This is a genomic window from Verrucomicrobiia bacterium (assembly GCA_026414565.1).
Lineage (GTDB): Bacteria > Verrucomicrobiota > Verrucomicrobiia > Limisphaerales > Fontisphaeraceae > Fontisphaera.
This window is the reverse complement of sequence record JAOAIT010000065.1, coordinates 37875-57911: the sequence shown is the minus strand read 5'-3', so window position 1 is coordinate 57911 and position 20037 is coordinate 37875. Positions and strand designations below refer to the sequence as shown.

Sequence of the window (20037 nt, the reverse complement as noted above, 5' to 3'; positions counted from 1 at the left end):
GCGGTGTCAGGTGCATTTGGCGGGGCATGACCATTGGGCCGGGCGGCCGGCAAAATTTGTAAAAAACTAAACTCCAAATAAGCGAATCGTATGAAAACTATAAACCTCCAATGCGTGTTGGGTGCTTTTGGCGGACAGTGCCGAGCACTGGTGGAGCATGTCGGGCTGGTGGTGTTGCTCTTGTGGCTTCAGGCCTTCGGGGCGTGGGCGCAACCCTCGCCGGTGGTTCGCTTCTCCTTTAGTGAGGGGTGGGGCACCGTCACCACCAATGAAGGCTCGCGTGGGGGTGAGGCAAGTTTTGCGCAACAGGGGGGGTATCCGGTGTTTTCGCCGGTGGTGCCGTTGGGGCCGTATGCGCCGGCGCTCAACGGCGGGGCGGTGGATTTTGGGATGATTACGTCCAGCACGGACGGCAACCGGGCGGTGGATTTGCCAGGGGCACTGGGTCCGATGAGTGGTTTTACGGTGTGCGGTTGGGTGAACTGCCGGAGTTTGACGGTGGGATGGGGTGGCAACCGGCTGGTGTTTGCGCTGGTGGCACCCAATAGCAGCGGTTTTGATTTGGTGCATCTGGCCAATGGCAGCTTGCAGTTGGGGGTGAATCAATGGCCTGACGGGTCGCCGGCGGTGAGTTCGGCCGGGCGGATCACGGCGGATGAGAACACGGGGACGGGCAACTGGGTATTTTTTGCGGTGACGTACGATGGGACGCAGACGGCGGACAATGTGAAATTTTATTTCGGGAATGGGGACACGCCGGCGGCATTGGACGTAACGCGGACGTACAGCAGAGGGGTGTTGCCAGACACAGGGGCGGTGACACTGGGCAACTTTGGGCCGGTGGCGGGGGCGCGGACGGAGTTGGGGCCGGGCGGGGGGAGCCGGGTGCTGCGGGGCTTGCTGGATCAGGTGATGGTGTTCACCAATGTGTTGAGTCTGGAGGAGATACAAGCGGCGCAGGTGGCAGCGGCATCGCCGCCGGCTCCGCTGGCCTTTATCAGCGAGCCGGTGGATCGGGTGGTGAACGCGGGACAGGATGCCGTGTTTACGGTGGCGGTCAGGGGCGGCCTGCCCATCTGGTACCAGTGGCAGCGGGATGGAGTGGACATTCCGGGGGCGACCAATGCCACGTATGTATTGAGTCCGGCCCGGCCCCAGGATCATGCAGCCCGGTTCCGGGTGGTGGTGTCGAATCTGGTGAGCATGTTGGTGAGCAGCAACGCGACGCTGGGCGTGCAGAGCGACTTTACACCGCCCTGGGTGGTGGAGGTGAAGGCGCCCAGTTTGACCAACATCCTGGTGAGTTTTTCGGAGCCGGTGGACGCGGGCACGGCGCAGGAGGTGGGGAATTATGCGTTGGAGCCGGGGAATCTGGGTATTTGGTCGGCGGTGCTGGCGGCCAATCAAACCAATGTTCTGTTGACGACCGAGCCGATGGTGACCGGGGCGGTGTACACGTTGCGGGTGGTGCTGATTGGGGATCGGGCCCTGCCGGTGCCGAATTTCTTGCTGGAGACCAACATCGAATTTCGGGCCTATATGCCGCCGCCTTTGAGGCCCGTAGTGGAACTGGCCTTCAGCGAAGGCACGGGAACAACGGCCACCAACCTGGGGACGCGCGGCGGGGTGGCGACTTTTGCGCAGCAGGGGGGGTATCCGGTTTTTTCGCCGGTGGTGCCAACGGGGCCCTATGCGCCGGCGTTCAACATCGGGGCGGTGGATTTCGGGATGATTTCCTCCAGCACGGACGGCAACCGGGCGGTGGATTTGCCAGGGGCATTGGGGCCGATGAGCGGTTTTACGGTGTGCGGGTGGGTGAATTGCCGGAGTTTGACCATCGGAGGAGGGGGGAACCGGCTGGTGTTTGCGCTGGTGGCGCCCAACAGCAGCGGTTTTGATTTGGTGCATCTGGCCAATGGCAGCTTGCAGTTGGGGGTGAATCAATGGCCTGACGGGTCGCCGGCGGTAAGTTCGGCGGGGCGGATTACGGCAGATGCGAACACGGGGGTGAGCAACTGGGTATTTTTTGCGGTGACGTACGATGGGACGCAGACGGCGGACAATGTGAAGTATTATTTTGGGAACGGAGGGACGCCGGCGGCATTGGACGTGACGCGGACGTACAACAGAGGGGTGTTGCCAAACAGCGGGGCGGTGACGCTGGGCAACTTTGGGTCGGTGGTGTCGGCACGGACGCAGTTGGGGCCGGGCGGGGGGAGCCGGGTGCTGCGGGGCTTGCTGGATCAGGTGATGGTGTTCACCAATGTGTTGAGTTTGGAGGAGATTCAGCGGTTTCAAGCACGCGCCGCTGGTGTGGCCTCCACCTCGCCGCCCGGCCTGGTGGCCCAGCCGGCGTCCGTGACGGTGTTTGCCGGCCAGCCTGCCGCGTTTAGCGTGATGGCGACCGGTACCCCGCCTTTGAGCGTTCAGTGGTTGCGCAACGGCGATGCGATACCCGGGGCGACCAACTTCGTTTATTCTTTCGTGGCCAGCCTGGCCGATGCCGGTGCGACGTGGCGGGCGGTGGTGAGCAACCTTTACGGCACCGTGATGAGCGACACGGCCATGTTGACCGTGTTGCCCGAGAACGGCTGGAAGGTGCGGCTGCCGTTGAATGAGGGTGCAGGGACGGTGACCACCAACCTTGGCAATCTGGGCGGCACAGGCGCGTTTATCCAGCAGGGCGGTTTTCCGGTGTTTTCAACGAATGTGCCCATGGGCTTTTATGCCCCCGCGAGCAATCTGTTTGCCGTGGACTTCGGGGTGTTGGGCGCGAGTGATGGCAATCGCGCGATTGATTTGACCAACCCTTATGGCAACACGCTGGGACGCATGGAGGCCTTCACGGTGTGCGGGTGGTTGAATTGCCGCGATCTGACCGCCGGCGGCGGCGGCAACCGGCTGTTGTTTGCGCTGGATGGCCCCGGCGGGCGTGGCTTTGACCTGGTGCAACTGAGTAATGGCGCCCTGCAACTGGGAGTGAATCAATGGCCGGACGGTTCGCCGGCCATCAGTTCAGCGGGGCGGGTGACAGCGGATCCGGCCGTCGGACCGCAAAACTGGGTGTTTTTTGGCGTGACCTACGATCCCGGGCAGGCGAGCGGCCACGTGAAGTTTTACTTCGGCTCGCCAGTTGTCCCGGCGGCGGTGGACCGGGTGGTGGATTATCCTCGGGGAGTGCTGGCGGGGACCGGGGCGTTGACCCTGGGTAACTTTGGCATCGCCGGGGGCAGCGCCCGCACGGCGATTGGGCCGTCGGCCAGCCGTTGTTTTCGCGGGTTGCTTGACGAGGTGCAAGTTTTCAACCGGGCGTTGACCTTGACGCAACTGCAACTTGTGCAGGTGGGACTCGCGCCGGATGTGGTGGTGGCGCCGCCGTACCTCAGCCTGGGGCGGGATAGTAACCAGCTCATGATTCGGTGGAGCGCGCCGGTGCCCTTCCGGTTGTTCTTTACAGACGATTTGCGTGGCGGCAACTGGCAGCCGGTGGAGGCGGCGGTGGAGGCGCAGGACGGGCAATCCACCGTGCGCTTGCAGGCCGACCAACCGCAGCGATTCTTCCGCCTGCAACCTTGATCGAACCCCGGCGGCCGGGCTGCTGGATCGGCAAACATTGAACCGTGTGCCCGTCTCCACCTTGATGTGGACAGGGGGAGGACGACACGGCGGGCCGATGGCCGCGGCGCGGCCGGCTTCAGGGGTTGCCGGATGAGAGCTGCGGGCCGCCGGGTTGCCGCGGCGAGGCTGCATGAAGAAGGTTGACTTTGGCGGGGTTCGGCGGTTTTGTTGGTCACGAGACTGGCCGCCGCCTCCGGGTGTGAATCGCGGACGGCCAGCCCCCGTCATACCCATCATATATGCTGCCTTCCCAAGCCGAATTGCCGACACGTTGCCATGGATTAAGGATCGCAAACTGCCTGTGTTGGCTGCCCCTGGCGGCTTTTGTGTTGCTTGCCCACGCCGTTTTGGCGGCAGCGCCGGAAATCTGCCGGGTGCAGGGGGGCAACACCAAGCTGATCTGGGGCACGGGCTTCACGCCGGGCGAGGTCGAGGTGCGAAGCTGGCGGGTGCCGCTGGACACCAACCGCGTGTGGGCGGCGCTGGGGCAAAGTCCTTATCCCGGGCGGGATTTGTTGCCCGCCACACCGCCACCGGAAGCCCGCAAGTTGAACGTGCTCGACACCGATCCACGCGGCCTGGTCATGGCCGTCGAGTTTGAGACGCAATACAACGCCGAAGGTTTTTATGATGCGCGCGCAGGCGGGCACGTGTGCTGGGTGCGCAATCGTGAGGGCTGGTCCAGGCCATGGCTGGTCACCAGCGCCCAGCCGTGGTGGGTGTCGCCCGAAACCGCCGTGCCCGGGGGCGAGGTGCGCGTGTTTGGCCGCACCTTGGATGCGCGGTGGGTGGCTTTGAAACGACGGAGCGACGGGCAGGTGGTCCGCCTGACGAATTTCCGGCGCGGCCAGCATCCGCTTTACGAGGTGCGGGTGAGCCTGCCTTCCGAACTGGCGCCTGGAGACTATGACTTGTTCGTTCACAATGGCGCGGGCGGCGAGGCGGGTTGGGGCGGGCCGGTGAAGCTGGCGGTGGCGCTGCCGGTGAAACCGGCGACGAATTTCTTTAATGTTCGCGAAATGGGCGCGCACGGCGACGGGTTTCACGATGACACTGCGGCCTTGCGTCGCGCTCTGGTGCAGGCCGGCGCTGCGGGCGGGGGCACGGTGTTTCTGCCGCCGGGGGCTTACGCCATCAGCGCAACATTATGGGTGCCCACAAATGTTACGCTGCAGGGGGCCGGCCCGCAGAGCAGCCTGCTGGTGGTGCTGGAGGGGCGGCCCATGCGCTGGGACGTGCCGGTAGAGATTGCCCGCGCCATGCCGGGGCATTTCCGCGCGCGGCAGGAGGGCGGCAACCGGGGCGCGATGCTTTGGCTGCGGGATCATGCGCGGGTGACGGATCTTGGTTTTGTGGACGGCCCGGGCACGCTGCAGGTTATCTTTGGCTCGCACAGCCATTGCCGGATTGAGCGGTGCCATCTGCGTGCCACGCACTCGACCGAGCCGGCCGTCATGGTGGAGTGGGGCTCCTACGGTTTTGTGCTCAAGGATTCGGTGATCGAATCGGCGCAGGGCGGGGTGTTTCTGGTACATGGCCCGCATGAGCAGGCGCTGGTCAGCGGCAACACGATCCGCAATATCCAGCACGGGCAGGCCAACAACCTGTTCATCCGCGCTTTTGTGCATTCCATCATCGAGCACAACACCCTTGAGGACGGCGACCGCAACTGGGTCAGCCAGACCGGCTTCACCAGCGGTTACCACTCGATCCTGTTGGGCAACCGCTGGCGCAACAATATTCCCCGCCGGCACAATTCCGGCGAGAACATGTATGAGGCCGGGGAGGCCACGTGGCATGGGCCGGTGGCGCGCGCAGACCGCGCGAGCCTGACGGTGGCGGGCGCGCCCTTCGAGGGCAAAAAGCTGGGCGGCGAATATGTACTCGTGCTGGACGGCCCCGGCCTGGGCCAGTACCGCCGCGTGGTGAGCAATTCGGTGAACACGCTCTATCTCGAGCCGCCGTGGGAGGTGTTGCCGGAGGCCACGACCTACATCATGACCGGCAAGGCCTACGCCGAGACGTTGTGGATTGATAACGAGGAGGAAAACACGGCGAACTGGACCGGCTTCTGGGGCAACAACTTCGGGCACGTGGTGGACGGCCATGCCCAGCGGCGGGGCGGAGGGTTTTATTTGTGGGCCTGGCAAAACACCACGCCTTCGCCGGTGGCCTTTTGTGAGTTGATCGGCGTGCGGCTCATGGAGCGCGGCAACATCAGCCTTTTGGGACCGCTGGTTTTTGGCAACAGTGTGCGTTTCTGTGAGATTACCGGCTTCCGCTACGGCCCGAGTTTTCACATTCAGCCGGGCTGGCTGCAGGGAATGGATCCGGCCCAGCGCGCGGCTGTGGATTTGCCGCCTGCCCGCGCCAAAATCACGGGTCTGCCCGCCACCGCGCCGCTGAAGGATTGGAATCTGATCGAGGGCACGCATATTTACGACGGGCCGCGGGGTATTCGCATCGCGCCCCCGGCCCGGCACACGCAGCTTCGCCGCAATGCCATTCATGTGGACGGTGTGGCCGTGATGGACGAAGCGCAGCAGATGGCCCGCGCCGATGCACGTAAAAGCTGGCAGGTCAAGGAAGGCCAGGAAATCGTATATTTCAACGTGCAGCCTGAGCGCGGCGAGGCGGAGGTGGCGGCCGCACGCGCTGAAATTCCGCCGGTGCAATACACCCCGCCCCCTGATCGTTGGGACGCGTTGCCGCTGAGCCGTGCCCGTCTGGCGGAGACCGGCGGTGTCTGGCGGGTGGTTATGCTGGGCGACAGCATTGTAAATGATACTTGGCGTTCCCGCTTTGGCGAGAGCCTGCAGGCGCGCATGCCGCACACGCGGTTGGAACTCACCGCCGTGGTCGCCGGGGGCAAGGGCTGCTGGTGGTATGCGCAACAGGGCCGGGTGAGCCGGCACGTTGCGCCCTTGCAGCCCGATTTGCTCATCATTGGCGGCATCAGTCACAACCAGGATCTCGAGGCTGTGCGCGCAGTCATCCGGGAAATTCGGGTCACGCGGCCTGTGGACGTGCTGCTTTGCACGGGGCCGTTTGGCGCGGCGGACCCCACCGATGACGCCAAATGGGCCGCCGAGCGCGCCGATACGCCCAAGGCCTGGCACGTGCGGCTGGCCGCGCTGGCGCGGGAGGAGAAGGCGGGATTTCTTGATTTGCAGCTTCTTTGGGGGGAGTATGTGCGCGCCAGCGGCAAGCCGCTGGATTGGTACAAGCGCGATCCCGTCCATGCCAACGCCCGCGGGGAGGCGGTGCTGGGCCGGTTTATGACCGAGTATCTGACTCCGTGAAGCGGGCGTAGTGGGGCGGGTGGGCGGGAATGGGCCATGACGTTGCCCAAGAGAAATGCGAAGGGGGAATTGTCGCTGCGATTTTCCTTCCTGCCGGGCGCGCCAAGCACAATGAAAATGAAATCGTGCCAACGGTTGCACTGGTTTTTTGCGGGTTTGGCCCTGGCCCTGGCTGTGGGTGGGTTGTGCGCGCAGTCTGGCGCCACCGCCGCACCGCGCCGTGATCCCTGGCTCTGGCCATCCGCCAGCCCCAGCACTTGGAACCAGCCCATCGGCAGCGCCGCGCATTACGTGCCAGCCGGACTCAAAGCTGAAGGCGGCTTCGCTGTGGATGAGGAGATTCTCCTGCGCGTGGCACCTGACGCGCCCGAGCGTCCGCTTTTCGCGCCGAAGTTCTGGGACATGCTCGCTGGAGGCACCCTGCGGACCTTGCTTGCGCTGCCCCTGGCCGGCGCGCCCGCCATGCCCGCGCCGATCAACCAACCCGTGCCCGAAAAAACAGCCGGCCTGACCAAGATCGCCCTCCGCAACCCATCCATGACTGATGGCTTGGACAAGCCCGAGCACTGGACCAGCGAGTTTGTCAGCCAGGGCAAGATCAAAGTCTCGCGTGACACGGCCACCTTCCATTCCGCGCCCGCCTCGCTGGCCCTTGCAGCGGTGGAGGGGGCGGCGCAAGCCCAAGTGTCCCAATTCTTTGCGGTTCAAGGCGGCGAGCGCCTCCGACTCTCCGGCTGGGTTCGCGCCGACGGCGGTGCCAACGCCATGCTGGCGCTGCAAAGCTTCACCGCCGACTGGAAGGGGATTGATTTCAAAGTGGTGGGCAACGCCCTCACCGGCTTCGATTGGCGCAAAGCCGAGGGTGAAGTTGTATTGCCCACCAACGCCGTCCGCGCTGCTGTGGTGTTGATGCTGCAAGGCCCGGGTGTGGTCTGGCTCGATGATGTGAGCCTGGACGGCACCGATCCCGGCGCGGACGCCAAACCCCAGGCCGTCCCACGGCCCAAGCCGCAAGGCCCGCCCAAACCCAGACACTCCTGCGACCCGGCGGAAGGTTTCTGGCCCGATTATCCCCAAGCCTGGCGGCAGGTGCTTGACGGCCAGCTCCAACGTGCCAAGGAAGGTCCTGCCCCCCTTATCTTTCTTGGCGATTCATTGGTTCAGGGTTGGAGCGAGCAGCCGCGTTGGAAAGAACACTATGCCAAACTGGGGGCGGTCAATTATGGGGTGGGCGGCGATGGCACCCCACAATTGCTCTATCGCATCGAGAAAGGGATTCTGGACGGACTGAACCCGAAAGTTGTGATGCTGTCCGTCGGGGTGAACAACCTCTGGCCCGGCTTTGGCGCTGACGATACCGTGAAAGGGATCAAGGCGGTGGTGGCGGCAATTCAGGCCAAAGCGCCCGACGCCAAGATTCTGCTGGTTTCCAACTGGCATTTCTTCGACAAGGGTGACGGCGGCACGCGCCGGCGCGTGGACACCATCAACGCCGCGCTGAAGGAGTTCGCCGACGGTCGGCGGGTGGTCTTCCTGGAAATCAGCGAGCGGCTACTTCGGCCGGATCGGGAACTGGAGCTGAAATTTTACACCGCGGACAAATTACACCTTTCTGCCGCAGGCTATCGCCTGTGGGCAGAGGTTATGGACCCGGTGTTGGAAACCATGCTTAAATAACGCCAGAGTGATGTCTGCTGTGAAAACTTACAGGAATACGAATTTAATCAGTCATTTCACCTTTCTTACACATTGGCGCGGCCTGGCGGCTTTGGCGGCGGTGCCGGCGGCCCCCGGTGCGCCTATGATGGAATCCTCGGCGTCCGCGAGGGCCGAGTGCCCTTGCCCCACCCGCCCGTTACTGCGGATTTCCACCATTGGCAGCGTCCTGGCAATCAGTCTGCTCATGCTGGCCGGGGTTTTGCCGGCGGCAGCAGCTGACCCAGCCTGGATCTGGACCTCGGTAGCCATTGAAGGCGGCGGGTTGAACAGCACGGTGCTTGCCCATCCGGCGGTGCCGGACCTGATCTATGCCCGTCAGGACACCGCCGGAGTGTTGCGCTGGGATGCAAAACGACAGTGCTGGGTCAGCCTTATGGACTGGATGCCGGCCCGTTTCGGCAGTCGCAGTTGCCACGCCATCGCAGTGGACCCTGCCCCTGGCAGCGATGAGCGCCGACGCGGGACGATCTACGCCTCCTTTGGCGCCTACGTCAACGGCACCCAGGAAAACCCGGAGGGCAACGCGCTGTACCGCTCTTTTGACTATGGGGCCACTTGGACGCGAATATGGGACGGGGCGCGGCGCCAGGGCCAGTGGGGCGTGCCGATTTTGAGCTTCGGCGGCAATCTGGCGGAACGCCGCCAAGGCGAGGCCTTGGCGGTGGATCCCGCCAATCCGGACGTTCTCTACGTCGCCACCCTGATTGATGGCGTGTACCGCAGCCTCAATGCCCGCGCTGCCAAACCCGTTTTTACCAAACTAACCAACGCCCCCACGGGCTTTTCCAAGAACGATTGGGAACCCACTGGCGTGCGAGTGGTGTGGGTGGATTCGCGGGGCGGCACCGTGGGCACCCCGCCGCGCAGCCGGCTGGTGTTTCTCGGCGTCGCCAGCAAAGGCTCGGTGACGGGCGGCGTCTGGCGCAGCCAGGACGGGGGTGAAACCTTCACCCGTCTCGAGGCCGGGGAGGCGCCCACTTCCTGCCGCCAGCTTGCGCCGGGTCCGCAGGCGGGCACCTGCTATGTGGCGGGCGAGAATGGTTTGTTTGCCTTCAATGGCACGGTCTGGAGAGTCCTGCCCGGGACCGCCGGCAAGAGTTTTGGCAGTGTGGACAGTCATCCGGCGGATCGCCGCCGGATCGTGGCTGCCGGGGACAACAAGCTGTGGCAGAGCGAGGACGGTGGCGCCACCTGGCGCACCGGCGAGTGGAAGTTGTATGACAATCCCAAACGGGCGCTGGGCCTGGAGGCGCGGGCGACCAACTGGCTGGACACGACATTTCTTCAACCCGCCCATGGGAAGCTGGCGTTTGATCCCTTCCAACCGAAGCGGCTGTGGTGCGGCGACGCCTTCAGCATTATGCGTTGCGAAGATCGTCATGCGCCAACCGTGCGGTTCGAGGCCGTCGTGCGGGGCTACGAGACCACAGTGCCTTGGGCTTTGTGCTCGCCGCCGACGGGCGAGGCGCGCCTGTTTGTCGCCATGGCGGATGTGAATGGGATGCGCTTCACGGATCCGCTGGTGTCGCCCAGGCGGCAACTGGTTGATTACCTGCCCGAGGGCGAGCCCCGCAACCGTGATGCGGTAATCTGCGACATTGAGGCGGCCCCGTCGGATCCGCAGCGCATTGTGGTGCTGCGGGCCACCCAAGGCGGTTACAGCTCCGCCTGGCCCAGGCTGTTTCTGAGCCGGGACAACGGCCTGACTTATGTGACGCGCACCCTGCCGCCACCAGAAGGCAGCGCACATCCGCAGAGCATGGGACCCGGCAAGGTGGCGATTTCCGCCACCGATCCGAATCACATGGTGGTGGTCGGGTTTCTGCGCCGTCCGCACTATACGACCAACGCCTGGTCCGCAAACTGCTCCTGGCAGCCGGGCACCGGCATCCCTTGGAAACTGGATGACCTCAACCCTATACCTTCCATGCTGTGCGCTTGGAGGCGGACCGGGTGAACGGCAAGCGCTTCTACCTCATGCGTAAGAACCCGGAAAAGCGTCATGAGGTTTGGGTGAGCGAAGATGGCGGCGCTTCCTGGTCTTTGCCCGCCGGTAATGCTCCATTCGGCGGTCAGGAGGCCCGACACGCTTTTCTGGTGCCGTTCAAAAACCCGGTGAGTGGCCAGGGCGAGTTGTGGGTAAGCGCCGGCCCCAATGGCATCCACCGCAGTCTTGATGGCGGTCGCAGTTTCCAACGTGTCGCGGCGGGCGTTGTGCTCAACGCCTATGCCATGGCGGCGGGCCTGCCCAAGCCGGGCACCCAGTTGCCGACCCTCTACGTCGCCGGCACTCTGAGGCTGGGCGGTCAGGAGCAGGACGGTGTCTTTGCCAGCCACGATCTCGGCGCCACTTGGGAAGCCATGACGGCGCCCGGCCGCTGCCCGTTCACCGGCCAGGTCAACGACATGGTGGCGGATGGCCGGGAATATGGTCGTCTTTACCTCGCGTCCAACGGGTTCGGCGTGGCGATGGCGGTGCGCAAATAGCTGGCGTGCTTTTACAACCTGGGTATTTGCTTATGACCGGAAGAGGTTGGTAACTTAGCAAGCGTGCAGATGCGAGGGGAGCTTTGGACGGTTTGACTTATGGGTTGTCCACCCCCTCGCCGGATTGTTGAATCTCCTGCTGCAAGTTGAAACAGCGAATTTCCGAAAACAACCATGCACCCCACCTCCACCAGACTTGTGCCGTGCGGCTTGTTGACCGCGTGGCTGTTGGTGGTCCTCCCGGTGATCTCGGCTACGGCCGGCCTTGTTAACGTCAGAGCCGACCAACCGTTCAACGAGTCTGGCGGCGATGACCTGGCCCGCGCCAAGGCCCAGTTCGCGGGCTGGAACTGGCCAGAATACGGCGGTCTCACGGGCGCTGGCTCAGGGGATTTCCAGGGGGGCGGATGCTGGATTCCTAATCACGCCAGACTTGAACCCGCCTGGGGTGACTTGCACCAAGGGGGCATGAGCATTTTGGCTGACAAAAATAGTTGATTATGAAAGCCATATACAACCATGTTCTGCGATTTATCCGCTGGCTGTCACTCCTGGCGCTGCTGCCGGGTGCCTCTTCGGCTGCGGACAAACCGGCTCCGCAAGCTGCCACCAACATCACGGTGGCATGTTATTATTTTGGCCAATACCATCCCAATGACCCGCGCAATCTGAAGCTGCGGGGCAGGGAGTGGAGTGAATGGGAGCTGGTCAAGGCCGCCAAGCCGCGTTTTCCCGGCCACCCGCAACCCAAAGTGCCGCTATGGGGCTATCAGGACGAATCCGATCCTCGTGTCATGGCGCAGAAGATAGCTGCCGCGGCCGACCATGGTATCCAGGTATTCATTTTCGACTGGTACCATTATGAGGACGGCCCCTTCCTGGACCGGCCGATCAACGAGGGATTTCTCAAGGCGACCAACAACAGCCGCATCCAGTTCGCGCTCATGTGGGCAAACCACGATTGGCTGAAGAATCTGTTTCCCTACAAGAAGGGAAAGCCCTACGAGGTGCTGTATGGCGGCAGGGTCAGCCCCGACGCCTTTGAGAAAATTTGTGATCACTTGATCCGGGATTACTTCGCGCATCCCTCCTACTGGCGCATTGACGGGAAGCCTTATTTTTCCTTTTACGAGCTCAGCAAGCTGCTCGAGAATTTCGGCACCGTGGAGGCGACACGGGCGACTCTGGACCGGTTTCGGGCCAAGGCCAGGGCTGCCGGCCTGGCCGGGCTTCATCTGAACGCGGTGGCTTGGGGAGAGCCGATCCTCCCGGGCGAAAAGACGCCGTTGAATCAGTTTCGCCTGGTGCGCGACCTGGGCTTTGATTCAGTCACTTCCTACGTTTGGGCTCATCATGTGCAGCTCCCGGAGCAGGCAACAGATTACAACGTTGCCCGGGACGCCTACTTTGCATATTGGGATCGCGCTGAAAAAGGTTTCGGTGTGCCGTATTTCCCCAACATCACCATGGGCTGGGATCCGAGTCCGCGCTGCGATCCGGCGGATGCCTTCGACAACTCGGGGTATCCGTTCACCCACACGATTCAAAACAACACCCCCGAGCGATTCCGGGAAGCCCTCCGGATGGCCCAACGCCGGTTGCTGGCGCAGCCGAACGGGCCGCGTGTCCTCACAATCAATTGCTGGAACGAATGGACAGAGGGGAGTTACCTCGAACCGGACACCGTGAACGGCTATAAGTATCTCGAAGCCGTGCGGGAGGTTTTTGGCGTCCGTTGACATCCGGCGGTCTTGATTCCGGCCTGTTGGCATCTCCTGATGCGAACCCAAGCTGCGCGAGCACCTCCATGGCCGCCAGCCCCGCGTTGCGTCCTGCTGTGCGCCCCGGCCTCAGTCCGTTCTGCCGATCGTCCCGGGCCTGCCGCCACGACCAGTCCCCCGGCGTTTTTGCGTGCATCAAAGTCTATCTGCGCGCGAGTGGACGCCCGGACGGTTTGTGACCGTCCGGCGCGGCTAAGTCTGGACTTGCGGAGCGCGCGCGGGAGGTTTGCCGTGTACTGGTATCGCCCGCAGGACGGCGGGTCGGCGCGTGTTGGTAAGATGGCGGGTGGCGCGGTGCAAGGTTTCATCTCGCCGTGGATCGGCGGTGACGCGGTGCTGCGCCTGGCATGAGACCACCACGCCGCCTTGCCCGGGCAAGGAAAGGCGCTTGCTCCAGATTGGGCGCGTGATGCCTCCACCGGGCCCGGCTGCGGGGGGCTGGTTTCGTGCGGATTTTGCACCGCTTCCCTTATGTGTGAGCAAAGTGAGTCAAGCAGGTCGGGCGCTGTCGTCCGGGGCGTGCATGCGAGCCAATCGCGGCGTGAAGGAGATCAAGATGTGCTTGAAACATTCTGGTATTGGAGATTCAATCAGGTATTCACATGAATGCACTGATCCTGTTGCCCCGGGGGATGCCTGGCGTGGGTAATGCGTCGTCTGTCCTTTCGACCAAAATCAGTCCTCAATGCTCAGGCGCAGAACGTTTAGCCGGTTTTGGGCTGCTCATTGGCCTGGTTTTGCTTTCTGCTCTGCTTTCGTCCGGCCGCGTGTGGGCAGGGGATTGGCCCATGCTTGGCCATGATGCGGCGCGCTCCGGCGGCACGCCGGAGGAGCTGCGCCCACCATGCACGCGGCAATGGTACCGCTTGTTCCCTGATGAGGGGTTGCAAAGCGGCATTCAGCCCGTCATTGCGGGCAGCCGGGTGTACCTCGGGACCATGGCGGGGGTGTTGCATGCCCTGGACGCTGACACGGGGCGGGATGTCTGGACGTTCAAGGCTGGCGGGCCCATCTTGCATGCGGCGGCGTTGGGAGAAGGCAGGGTCTTCTTTGGCAGTGCCGATGGCCGGGTCTATGCCTTGGAGGCTGCCAGCGGAAAGCCGGCCTGGTCTTTCCAAACCGGCGCGGCGGTGTGGAATGCGCCGGCGATTCATGGCGGCGTGGTTTTTATTGGGAGCCGTGACGGTTTTTTGTACGCGCTGGACGCGGCTACAGGCCAACTGCGCTGGAAAGCCGACACCGGCGCGCCGCTGTTGAACAGTCCGGCCATTGATGCGCGCATGGGCCGGGTGTATATCGGCAGCGAGGCTCTGCGGGTGCACGCCCTGGCGCTTGCGGACGGCCGCGAGTTGTGGCGCAGTCCCCAACTGCCCGGGGCCTCAATGCGTGGTTACCATCCGGTGATCGCGCCGGATGGGGCGGTGATGGTGACGACGCAGCCGGTGATCGGCTATGACCGGATGCAGAACCTGCTGTTGGAGATGGTGAAGGCCGTTTTTGGGGATTTTGCCAGTTGGCGGCACAAGAAAGAGGAGAGTGACCGGTTGCGCGCGGAGAACTTTCGGCTAATGGAAAAGCCGGAGACCTACCTGGCGCAGTTGGATTATCTGCGCCGCCGTCTCACCGAGGAGCCAGCGTATCAGACTTTCTTTGTGCTGGACCCGGCCAGCGGCCGGCCGCGCTTTGTGGCGCCGATTGTGGCCTCGGAAAGCATGAACGGACCCGGGGCGCCGCCGCTGGTGACGCCGGAGGGTCGGGTCATCGTCAAGTATCAGGCATTGTTGCGCAGCCGTTATGAGCATTATTCGCCCTTTCTCAACGTGGGCTATCTCAACACCACCAACGGCCACATCACTCCCCTGATGGATGAGACCCGCACGTATGGCTGGCATGACAGTCTGCTGCTGGTGCATGATGAGCAAAGCCAGTTGAGCTTTGCCGGGCGGCTGCTGATTAATACCCATCAGGACAACGTCAACGCGCTGGACCTGCTTACATTGAAGGGATATGAGCAACCATTGGCACTCAACATCCATGAGCCCGCCAAAGGCGAGGCACTCGCCTTGAGTGTGGCCGCGTGGCGCGGGCAGGAGCTGCCCGCCGGGGCGGAGTGGCTTATCCGCGGCACCGCGGTGTACGGCGGCGGCTCGGTGCTGGATGTGCCGGTGGCCATTGCGGGCGGCCGCTTCTATTACCTGCCCACTCACGAATTGAATTCCGGTTGCGCGCTGGTGGCTTATCGCTCCGCCCCGGGCGCGCCGCCGCCCAAGAAAACCACGCTGCCCGCGCCGAAGTTGAGCGACGAGGAATGGCAGCGGCTCCAAGCCCTGCCATGGGATTGGGACACCCTGGCCACGCCGCGCCTGACCAACGTGTTGGAGGCCCTGCCGGGCCGGGTGCCCGGCACGGCCGCTGCTCCGCTGGTGGCAGAGGCGGAGCGAACCGTGGCGGCCATAGCCGACCGCGAGCTGGATGAGTTTATATGGCAACCGGCTTTTGACCCGGCGGCACCCGCCAGCGTGCCCGAGGGACAAACGGCGCTGCGCGAAAGCCTGCGGTGCCAGGTGCGCGAATTGTTGAGCCAGCCCTGGCAACCACTGGTCATTCCAGCCGGCAAAGCGCCGGAGGAGGCCTACCGATTTTTCCACGATCCGAGTGAAACGTTGTTGACGCTCCTGCTGGCGCGCCCGTTTCTCGACGAGGAATTGCAACGGCAGGCCGATGCCCGGGCCGCCGCGCTGCTTGAAGGCGGCCTGCCGCGCACCTACGCGTCCCAAGCCGGGCAGCCGCGAGTGCACTACGACGTGCCGCTCAAGCTCATGCAGGTGTTGGAAGACCCGGTGCGCGACGATCTGGCCCGGCTTTACCCGCTCTGGTTGTGGACGCGCACCCCCGCCGCCATCGGCTGGCTGGAAAAACATTGGCCCCAATTGCGCGAGCGGCTGCGCACGCCGCCGGCCCGCCCCGACGACGACTTCGGCAACGCGCGCCTGGCCGGGTTGATGGCCTATTGCCGTCTGGCCCGGGCTGCGGGCGATCAGGCGGCGGTGGACGAAGCCCTGCCCCTGACCCGTCAGGCGATGCGCGCCCGGCTGGTCTTTGCCCTGGCCCATACGCGGGGCGGGGTCATTCGGACGCTGCCCAACGGGCGCTCGGTTGTGGCCCGCTGGCGGCGGTTGACGCCGGAGGTGGCGCGCTTGCTGGCGGCGTACGCCCTGCCCGTGGAACGGCAACTGATGGCCACCTATGTGGACTATCATCGGCCCGGGTGGTGGCTGGCGTGGAACGTGGAACAATTATGGCGCAACGAATCGCCCACCCAGCTTCCCACCACGCCCATGGAAATCTTTGCCGCGCGGGCGCTGATCCTGGGCGAACCAGCGGAGCGCTTGCGGAGCATGGTGGATTTGCCCTGGTGCCGGGCGGATGAGTTTTACGTGCAAAAACTCGCGCTGACTTTGCGGGCCGCCGCCCGGTAAGGCCAACACCAGGACACGAAACTGATCCGGCGCCGGCGTGCGGACGGCAGCGTTGAGGCTCCGGCTGGATGAAACCTTTCCGCCTGAAGGAAAGGCCGGCGGCAGCGTCCAATTCAATATGAAACTCTGCGAGCGATTGAGGGTTGGCGGCGCGCGCCGGCTCTGCGGGCTCGCCATGCTCGGGCTGTCGGCCGGCCTGCAAGCTGGTGTGGGCGATCCCCAACTGGCCACCGATCATCCATGGTATCCCGGCGAGCTGGCCATGTCCTCTTTTCCGCGGCTCTTCGCCACTCAGGCGGCCCAGTACGAACGCGCCACCGGCCGTCCGGTGCGCACGGAGCAGGACCGCGTGCTGGCCTCATGGTTCTTTCGCAACACCCACTACGCCCACGGCGAGGAAGGCACCGAGGACCTGTGGGGCAAGGGGTTCTCCAACTCCAGCGACTCCGCCACGCGCGACTATTGGACCGGCCTTTTCGCGCATGGATTCGCTTTGTGCGGCACCACCCATGCGCAGTGGACGGCGGAGCTGGACGCCATGCTGGGTCCTTGCCGCAGCCGCGTGACGGGCACCAGCGGGCACAACTCCCTGGAAGTCTTTCTCACCGGCGAGGGCTACGGCGAGGGCCGCTGGGCGATGGTGGATCACGATTTGTCCACCGTGATTTTTGATGCCGAGGGCCGCACGCTGTTGGGGCTGGATGTCATCAGCAAAAATTGGAAAACCCTGACCAGCCGCGAGCATGCCCCGGAGCGCCAGCAGGGCTGGCTGGTCTGCGGGTTGCACCCGGGCGACGGCGCGGCGTACGCGGCCTACAAGACCGCTGAATACCAGGCGGGTTACGCCGGCCCCCCGCCGATCGTCCACCTGCGCCAGGGCGAGCGGCTGCGGCGTTGGTTTGAGCCGGGACTGGAAGACGGCCGCACCTTTGTCTTCTGGGGCCGCAACTACCGCACCGGCGGCATCCCCGGCCCTGAACGCTCGCGCACGTGGGTCAACCAGCCGGAGAAAATGTTTGGCAGTCGAACCGGCACTCCGCACGTGGACGGCCAGGCCCGCTACGGCAACGCGCAATATGTCTGGCAGCCGGACTTCGCCGGCGGCGGCTATAAAGAAGGCGTGGTGGACGAGAGCGAGCGCCACGTCACGCTGGAGTTTTATACGCCGTACATTATCGCCGCGATGCCCGCCGGGGATGGCCCCTGGGACATTTACCAGCCGGGCGGCCGCCGCGGCCTCGTCCTGAATGGCCGCGCCGGGTGCGCTGTTGCCATTTCCACCGATGGCGGCGCGACGTGGAAGGACTGTGGCGCCTTTGCCGATGGCATGGATTTGACCGATCACGTCAAGGGCCGCCGCCAGTGGCAACTGCGGTTGGGCGCGCCGGCGTCCCGGCTGGCCGGTAGCGGCCTGACCATCACCACCATCTGCCAGGCTAATCCCGCCACCTTTCCGCGACTCAAGGATGGCGGCACCCGTATCAGGCTGGAAATTGGCGGACGCGCCATCGTGAGCTTCGGCCCCAACGTGACGCAGGCCGGCCCGCGCATCATCGAGGGGGGGTGGGACAGCCCGCGGGTCACGCTGGAGTTCAAGACTCCTCGCGGCGAGCCGGCGCGGGAGCTTTACGTGGCCGCGCATGTGGCCTCCGGCAACCCGCCCAACCCCCAGGTGCGTTACCAGATGGAGTATTCACTGGATGGCGGGCGCACCTGGCTGCCTTTGCTGAAGGATGGTCGTATTGTGCGGCGCGGTGTGGAACCGGCGGATTTTTGGTCGCAGACTCTGTGGTCGGCGCACGCGCATCTGCCGGACAACCAGGCCTCCGCCGTGCGAGTGCGTTTGCACAACGACGGGGGCAAGCGCTACCGGCGGGTCGAGGGGCATCTGATCTACCCTGTGGCTGGTGGCGGCCGCACGTGTGTCACTTATCACTGGATTGATCACGCAGGCACGCACACACAAAGCCGTCTCCTGGGCCATCAGGAAACCTGGGAACTGCCCACCGGTCGCAACGTGCGCACCCGCTGGGTGGAGATGGCGGCGGAATGAACAGGGTTCGTGTGGTTCGGCACGACACTTTATCCTTTGATTGGCTGGGCTTGCGCCAAAGCCGCACGCGCCGCAACGGCGCTGGCGGAGCAGCGGGCGGGTGGTGGTTGGGGGCTGGTTCTGGCGCGCGCCGAGGCTCATGCAAGACTAAAAACCTTAAGCCAAAATGAACCTTCAACGCCATTTTGCCGGCCGTCTGCGAACTTTGGGATGGGGATTGCTGTGGCTGCTGCCGTGGTGCCTGGTCCAGGCGGCCAGCCTGGCTTATGCGCCCGCGCCGCCGGACAATCCGCTCAAGGGTTTTGTGCCGTACCTGCGCGAGGACAAGACCTTCCCCCACAGCCTGGAGTGGGATTATACCAAACTATCCGAGGTGATGACCGGCCCGACGAATTTTAATTGGGCGCCGTTTGAGGCGAAACTCAACGCGGCCGCTTCGCGCGGGCACCAGTTCATCGCCCGCTTTTATATGGAGTGGCCGGGCAGAAGCACGGGCGTGCCGCAATACTTGATTGACGCGGGATTAACCATGCGACGGTGGACGAACACGAACACGCAGCCGTTTCCGCCTGCGGTGGATCACACGCCGGATTACGAGGACCCACGCCTGCGCGCGGCGCTGACCAATTTCATTTACGCGCTGGGCCGCCGATACGACGGCGATCCGCGGGTGGGCTTCATCGGCCTTGGCCTGCTCGGGACATGGGGCGAGTGGCATAATTATCCCAACCAAAAATGGTTTGCCTCCAAGACCGTCCAACGGGAGGTGATGGACGCCTTTGAGGCCGCGTTCAAAAAGACCAAGCTGGTGGCGCGCTACCCCGCCGGCCCGAACGACCCCGTCTATGCTGACAACAGCCGGCGGGCCATCGGTTATCACGACGATTCCTTTGCGTGGGCCACGGTGCACACGGGCAAAAAGGGGAATGAGTGGTTTTTTGAGACCCGCCTGCGCGCCGCCGGAGCGCTGGATAAATGGCGCACGCAGCCAATTGGCGGCGAGGTACGCCCGGAAATCTGGAAGTGCCTCTTTGACGAGCCTTCTTGTGCGCCCGCCGGACAGGAGTTTGATCGTTGCGTGGAGGTGACCCATGTTTCCTGGCTCTGCAATGAGGGCGTTTTTCGGGGCAAACTGCAGGGGGCGGCCCGCGAACGCGCACTTCGTGCCGCCCAACGCATGGGCTACGAGCTGTATGTCACTGCGGCGGAAATCAACGCTGGCGGGGGTCAACTGGGCGTTTCGCTGATGGTTACCAATACCGGCGTGGCGCCCTTTTATTATGACTGGCCGGTTGAACTGGCAGTGGTGAGCGGGGCTGGCGAGCAGATGGCCGTGTGGAAAACCGATTGGCGGCTCTCCACCATCCTGCCGGGAGAAGCTGCCGTTGGGTGGCAACACCGCGGCAAGGTTGCGGCGCTGCCGCCGGGCGTGTACCGTTTATTGCTGCGGGTGGTCAACCCGCTCATCCATGGCCTGCCGCTGCGCTTCGCCAATCAATCGCAAGATCAACATCAATCCGGCTGGCTGACACTCGGGGAGTTTCGCGTGCCTTGAGAAGGATGGGGTCATGTTTTGGCTGCATTGCCTTCACTGTGGC

The 20037-nt window shown here is 64.0% G+C and carries 9 protein-coding genes; all 9 read left to right on the top strand.

Translation table 11 applies throughout. The features are described from left to right. The first annotated feature begins 90 nt into the window (after positions 1-90). Complete coding sequence (locus N3J91_16030) at positions 91-3576, top strand: hypothetical protein (protein ID MCX8157922.1); 3486 nt, start codon at positions 91-93, stop codon at positions 3574-3576. 368 nt (positions 3577-3944) lie between these two features. Beyond that, positions 3945-6920, top strand: a complete 2976-nt coding sequence (locus N3J91_16025; protein ID MCX8157921.1) for a hypothetical protein — start codon at positions 3945-3947, stop codon at positions 6918-6920. A 117-nt stretch (positions 6921-7037) separates the two neighbouring features. Next, positions 7038-8597 carry a GDSL-type esterase/lipase family protein gene (locus N3J91_16020; protein ID MCX8157920.1) on the top strand — a complete coding sequence of 520 codons (1560 nt, stop codon included), beginning with the start codon at positions 7038-7040 and terminating at the stop codon, positions 8595-8597. Positions 8598-8838: 241 nt separating this feature from the next. Next, on the top strand, positions 8839-10596 hold the full coding sequence (locus N3J91_16015) for a hypothetical protein (GenBank protein MCX8157919.1): 1758 nt from the start codon (positions 8839-8841) through the stop codon (positions 10594-10596). Beyond that, positions 10572-11126 (top strand): glycoside hydrolase, encoded by a 555-nt coding sequence (locus N3J91_16010; GenBank protein ID MCX8157918.1) that lies wholly within the window; start codon positions 10572-10574, stop codon positions 11124-11126. Before N3J91_16015 ends, N3J91_16010 begins: the two co-directional genes overlap by 25 nt. 500 nt (positions 11127-11626) lie before the next feature. After that, on the top strand, positions 11627-12865 hold the full coding sequence (locus N3J91_16005) for a glycoside hydrolase family 99-like domain-containing protein (GenBank protein MCX8157917.1): 1239 nt from the start codon (positions 11627-11629) through the stop codon (positions 12863-12865). A gap of 830 nt (positions 12866-13695) precedes the next feature. Next, entirely contained in the window at positions 13696-16386 is a 2691-nt protein-coding gene (locus N3J91_16000; GenBank protein MCX8157916.1) for a PQQ-binding-like beta-propeller repeat protein, read from the top strand. 175 nt (positions 16387-16561) lie between these two features. Next, positions 16562-18439 carry a hypothetical protein gene (locus tag N3J91_15995; GenBank protein ID MCX8157915.1) on the top strand — a complete coding sequence of 626 codons (1878 nt, stop codon included), beginning with the start codon at positions 16562-16564 and terminating at the stop codon, positions 18437-18439. Between the two features lie 166 nt (positions 18440-18605). Next, positions 18606-19994 carry a DUF4832 domain-containing protein gene (locus tag N3J91_15990; protein MCX8157914.1) on the top strand — a complete coding sequence of 463 codons (1389 nt, stop codon included), beginning with the start codon at positions 18606-18608 and terminating at the stop codon, positions 19992-19994. Positions 19995-20037: the final 43 nt, after the last annotated feature.

Excerpts from the sequence above, each read along its gene's own strand:
- N3J91_16005 (MCX8157917.1), top strand. The coding sequence starts at position 11,627 with ATGAAAGCCATATACAACCATGTTCTGCGATTTATCCGCTGGCTGTCA.
- N3J91_16020 (MCX8157920.1), top strand. The coding sequence starts at position 7,038 with ATGAAATCGTGCCAACGGTTGCACTGGTTTTTTGCGGGTTTGGCCCTG.
- N3J91_16030 (MCX8157922.1), top strand. The coding sequence starts at position 91 with ATGAAAACTATAAACCTCCAATGCGTGTTGGGTGCTTTTGGCGGACAG.
- N3J91_16000 (MCX8157916.1), top strand. The coding sequence starts at position 13,696 with ATGCTTGGCCATGATGCGGCGCGCTCCGGCGGCACGCCGGAGGAGCTG.
- N3J91_15995 (MCX8157915.1), top strand. The coding sequence starts at position 16,562 with ATGCTCGGGCTGTCGGCCGGCCTGCAAGCTGGTGTGGGCGATCCCCAA.
- N3J91_15990 (MCX8157914.1), top strand. The coding sequence starts at position 18,606 with ATGAACCTTCAACGCCATTTTGCCGGCCGTCTGCGAACTTTGGGATGG.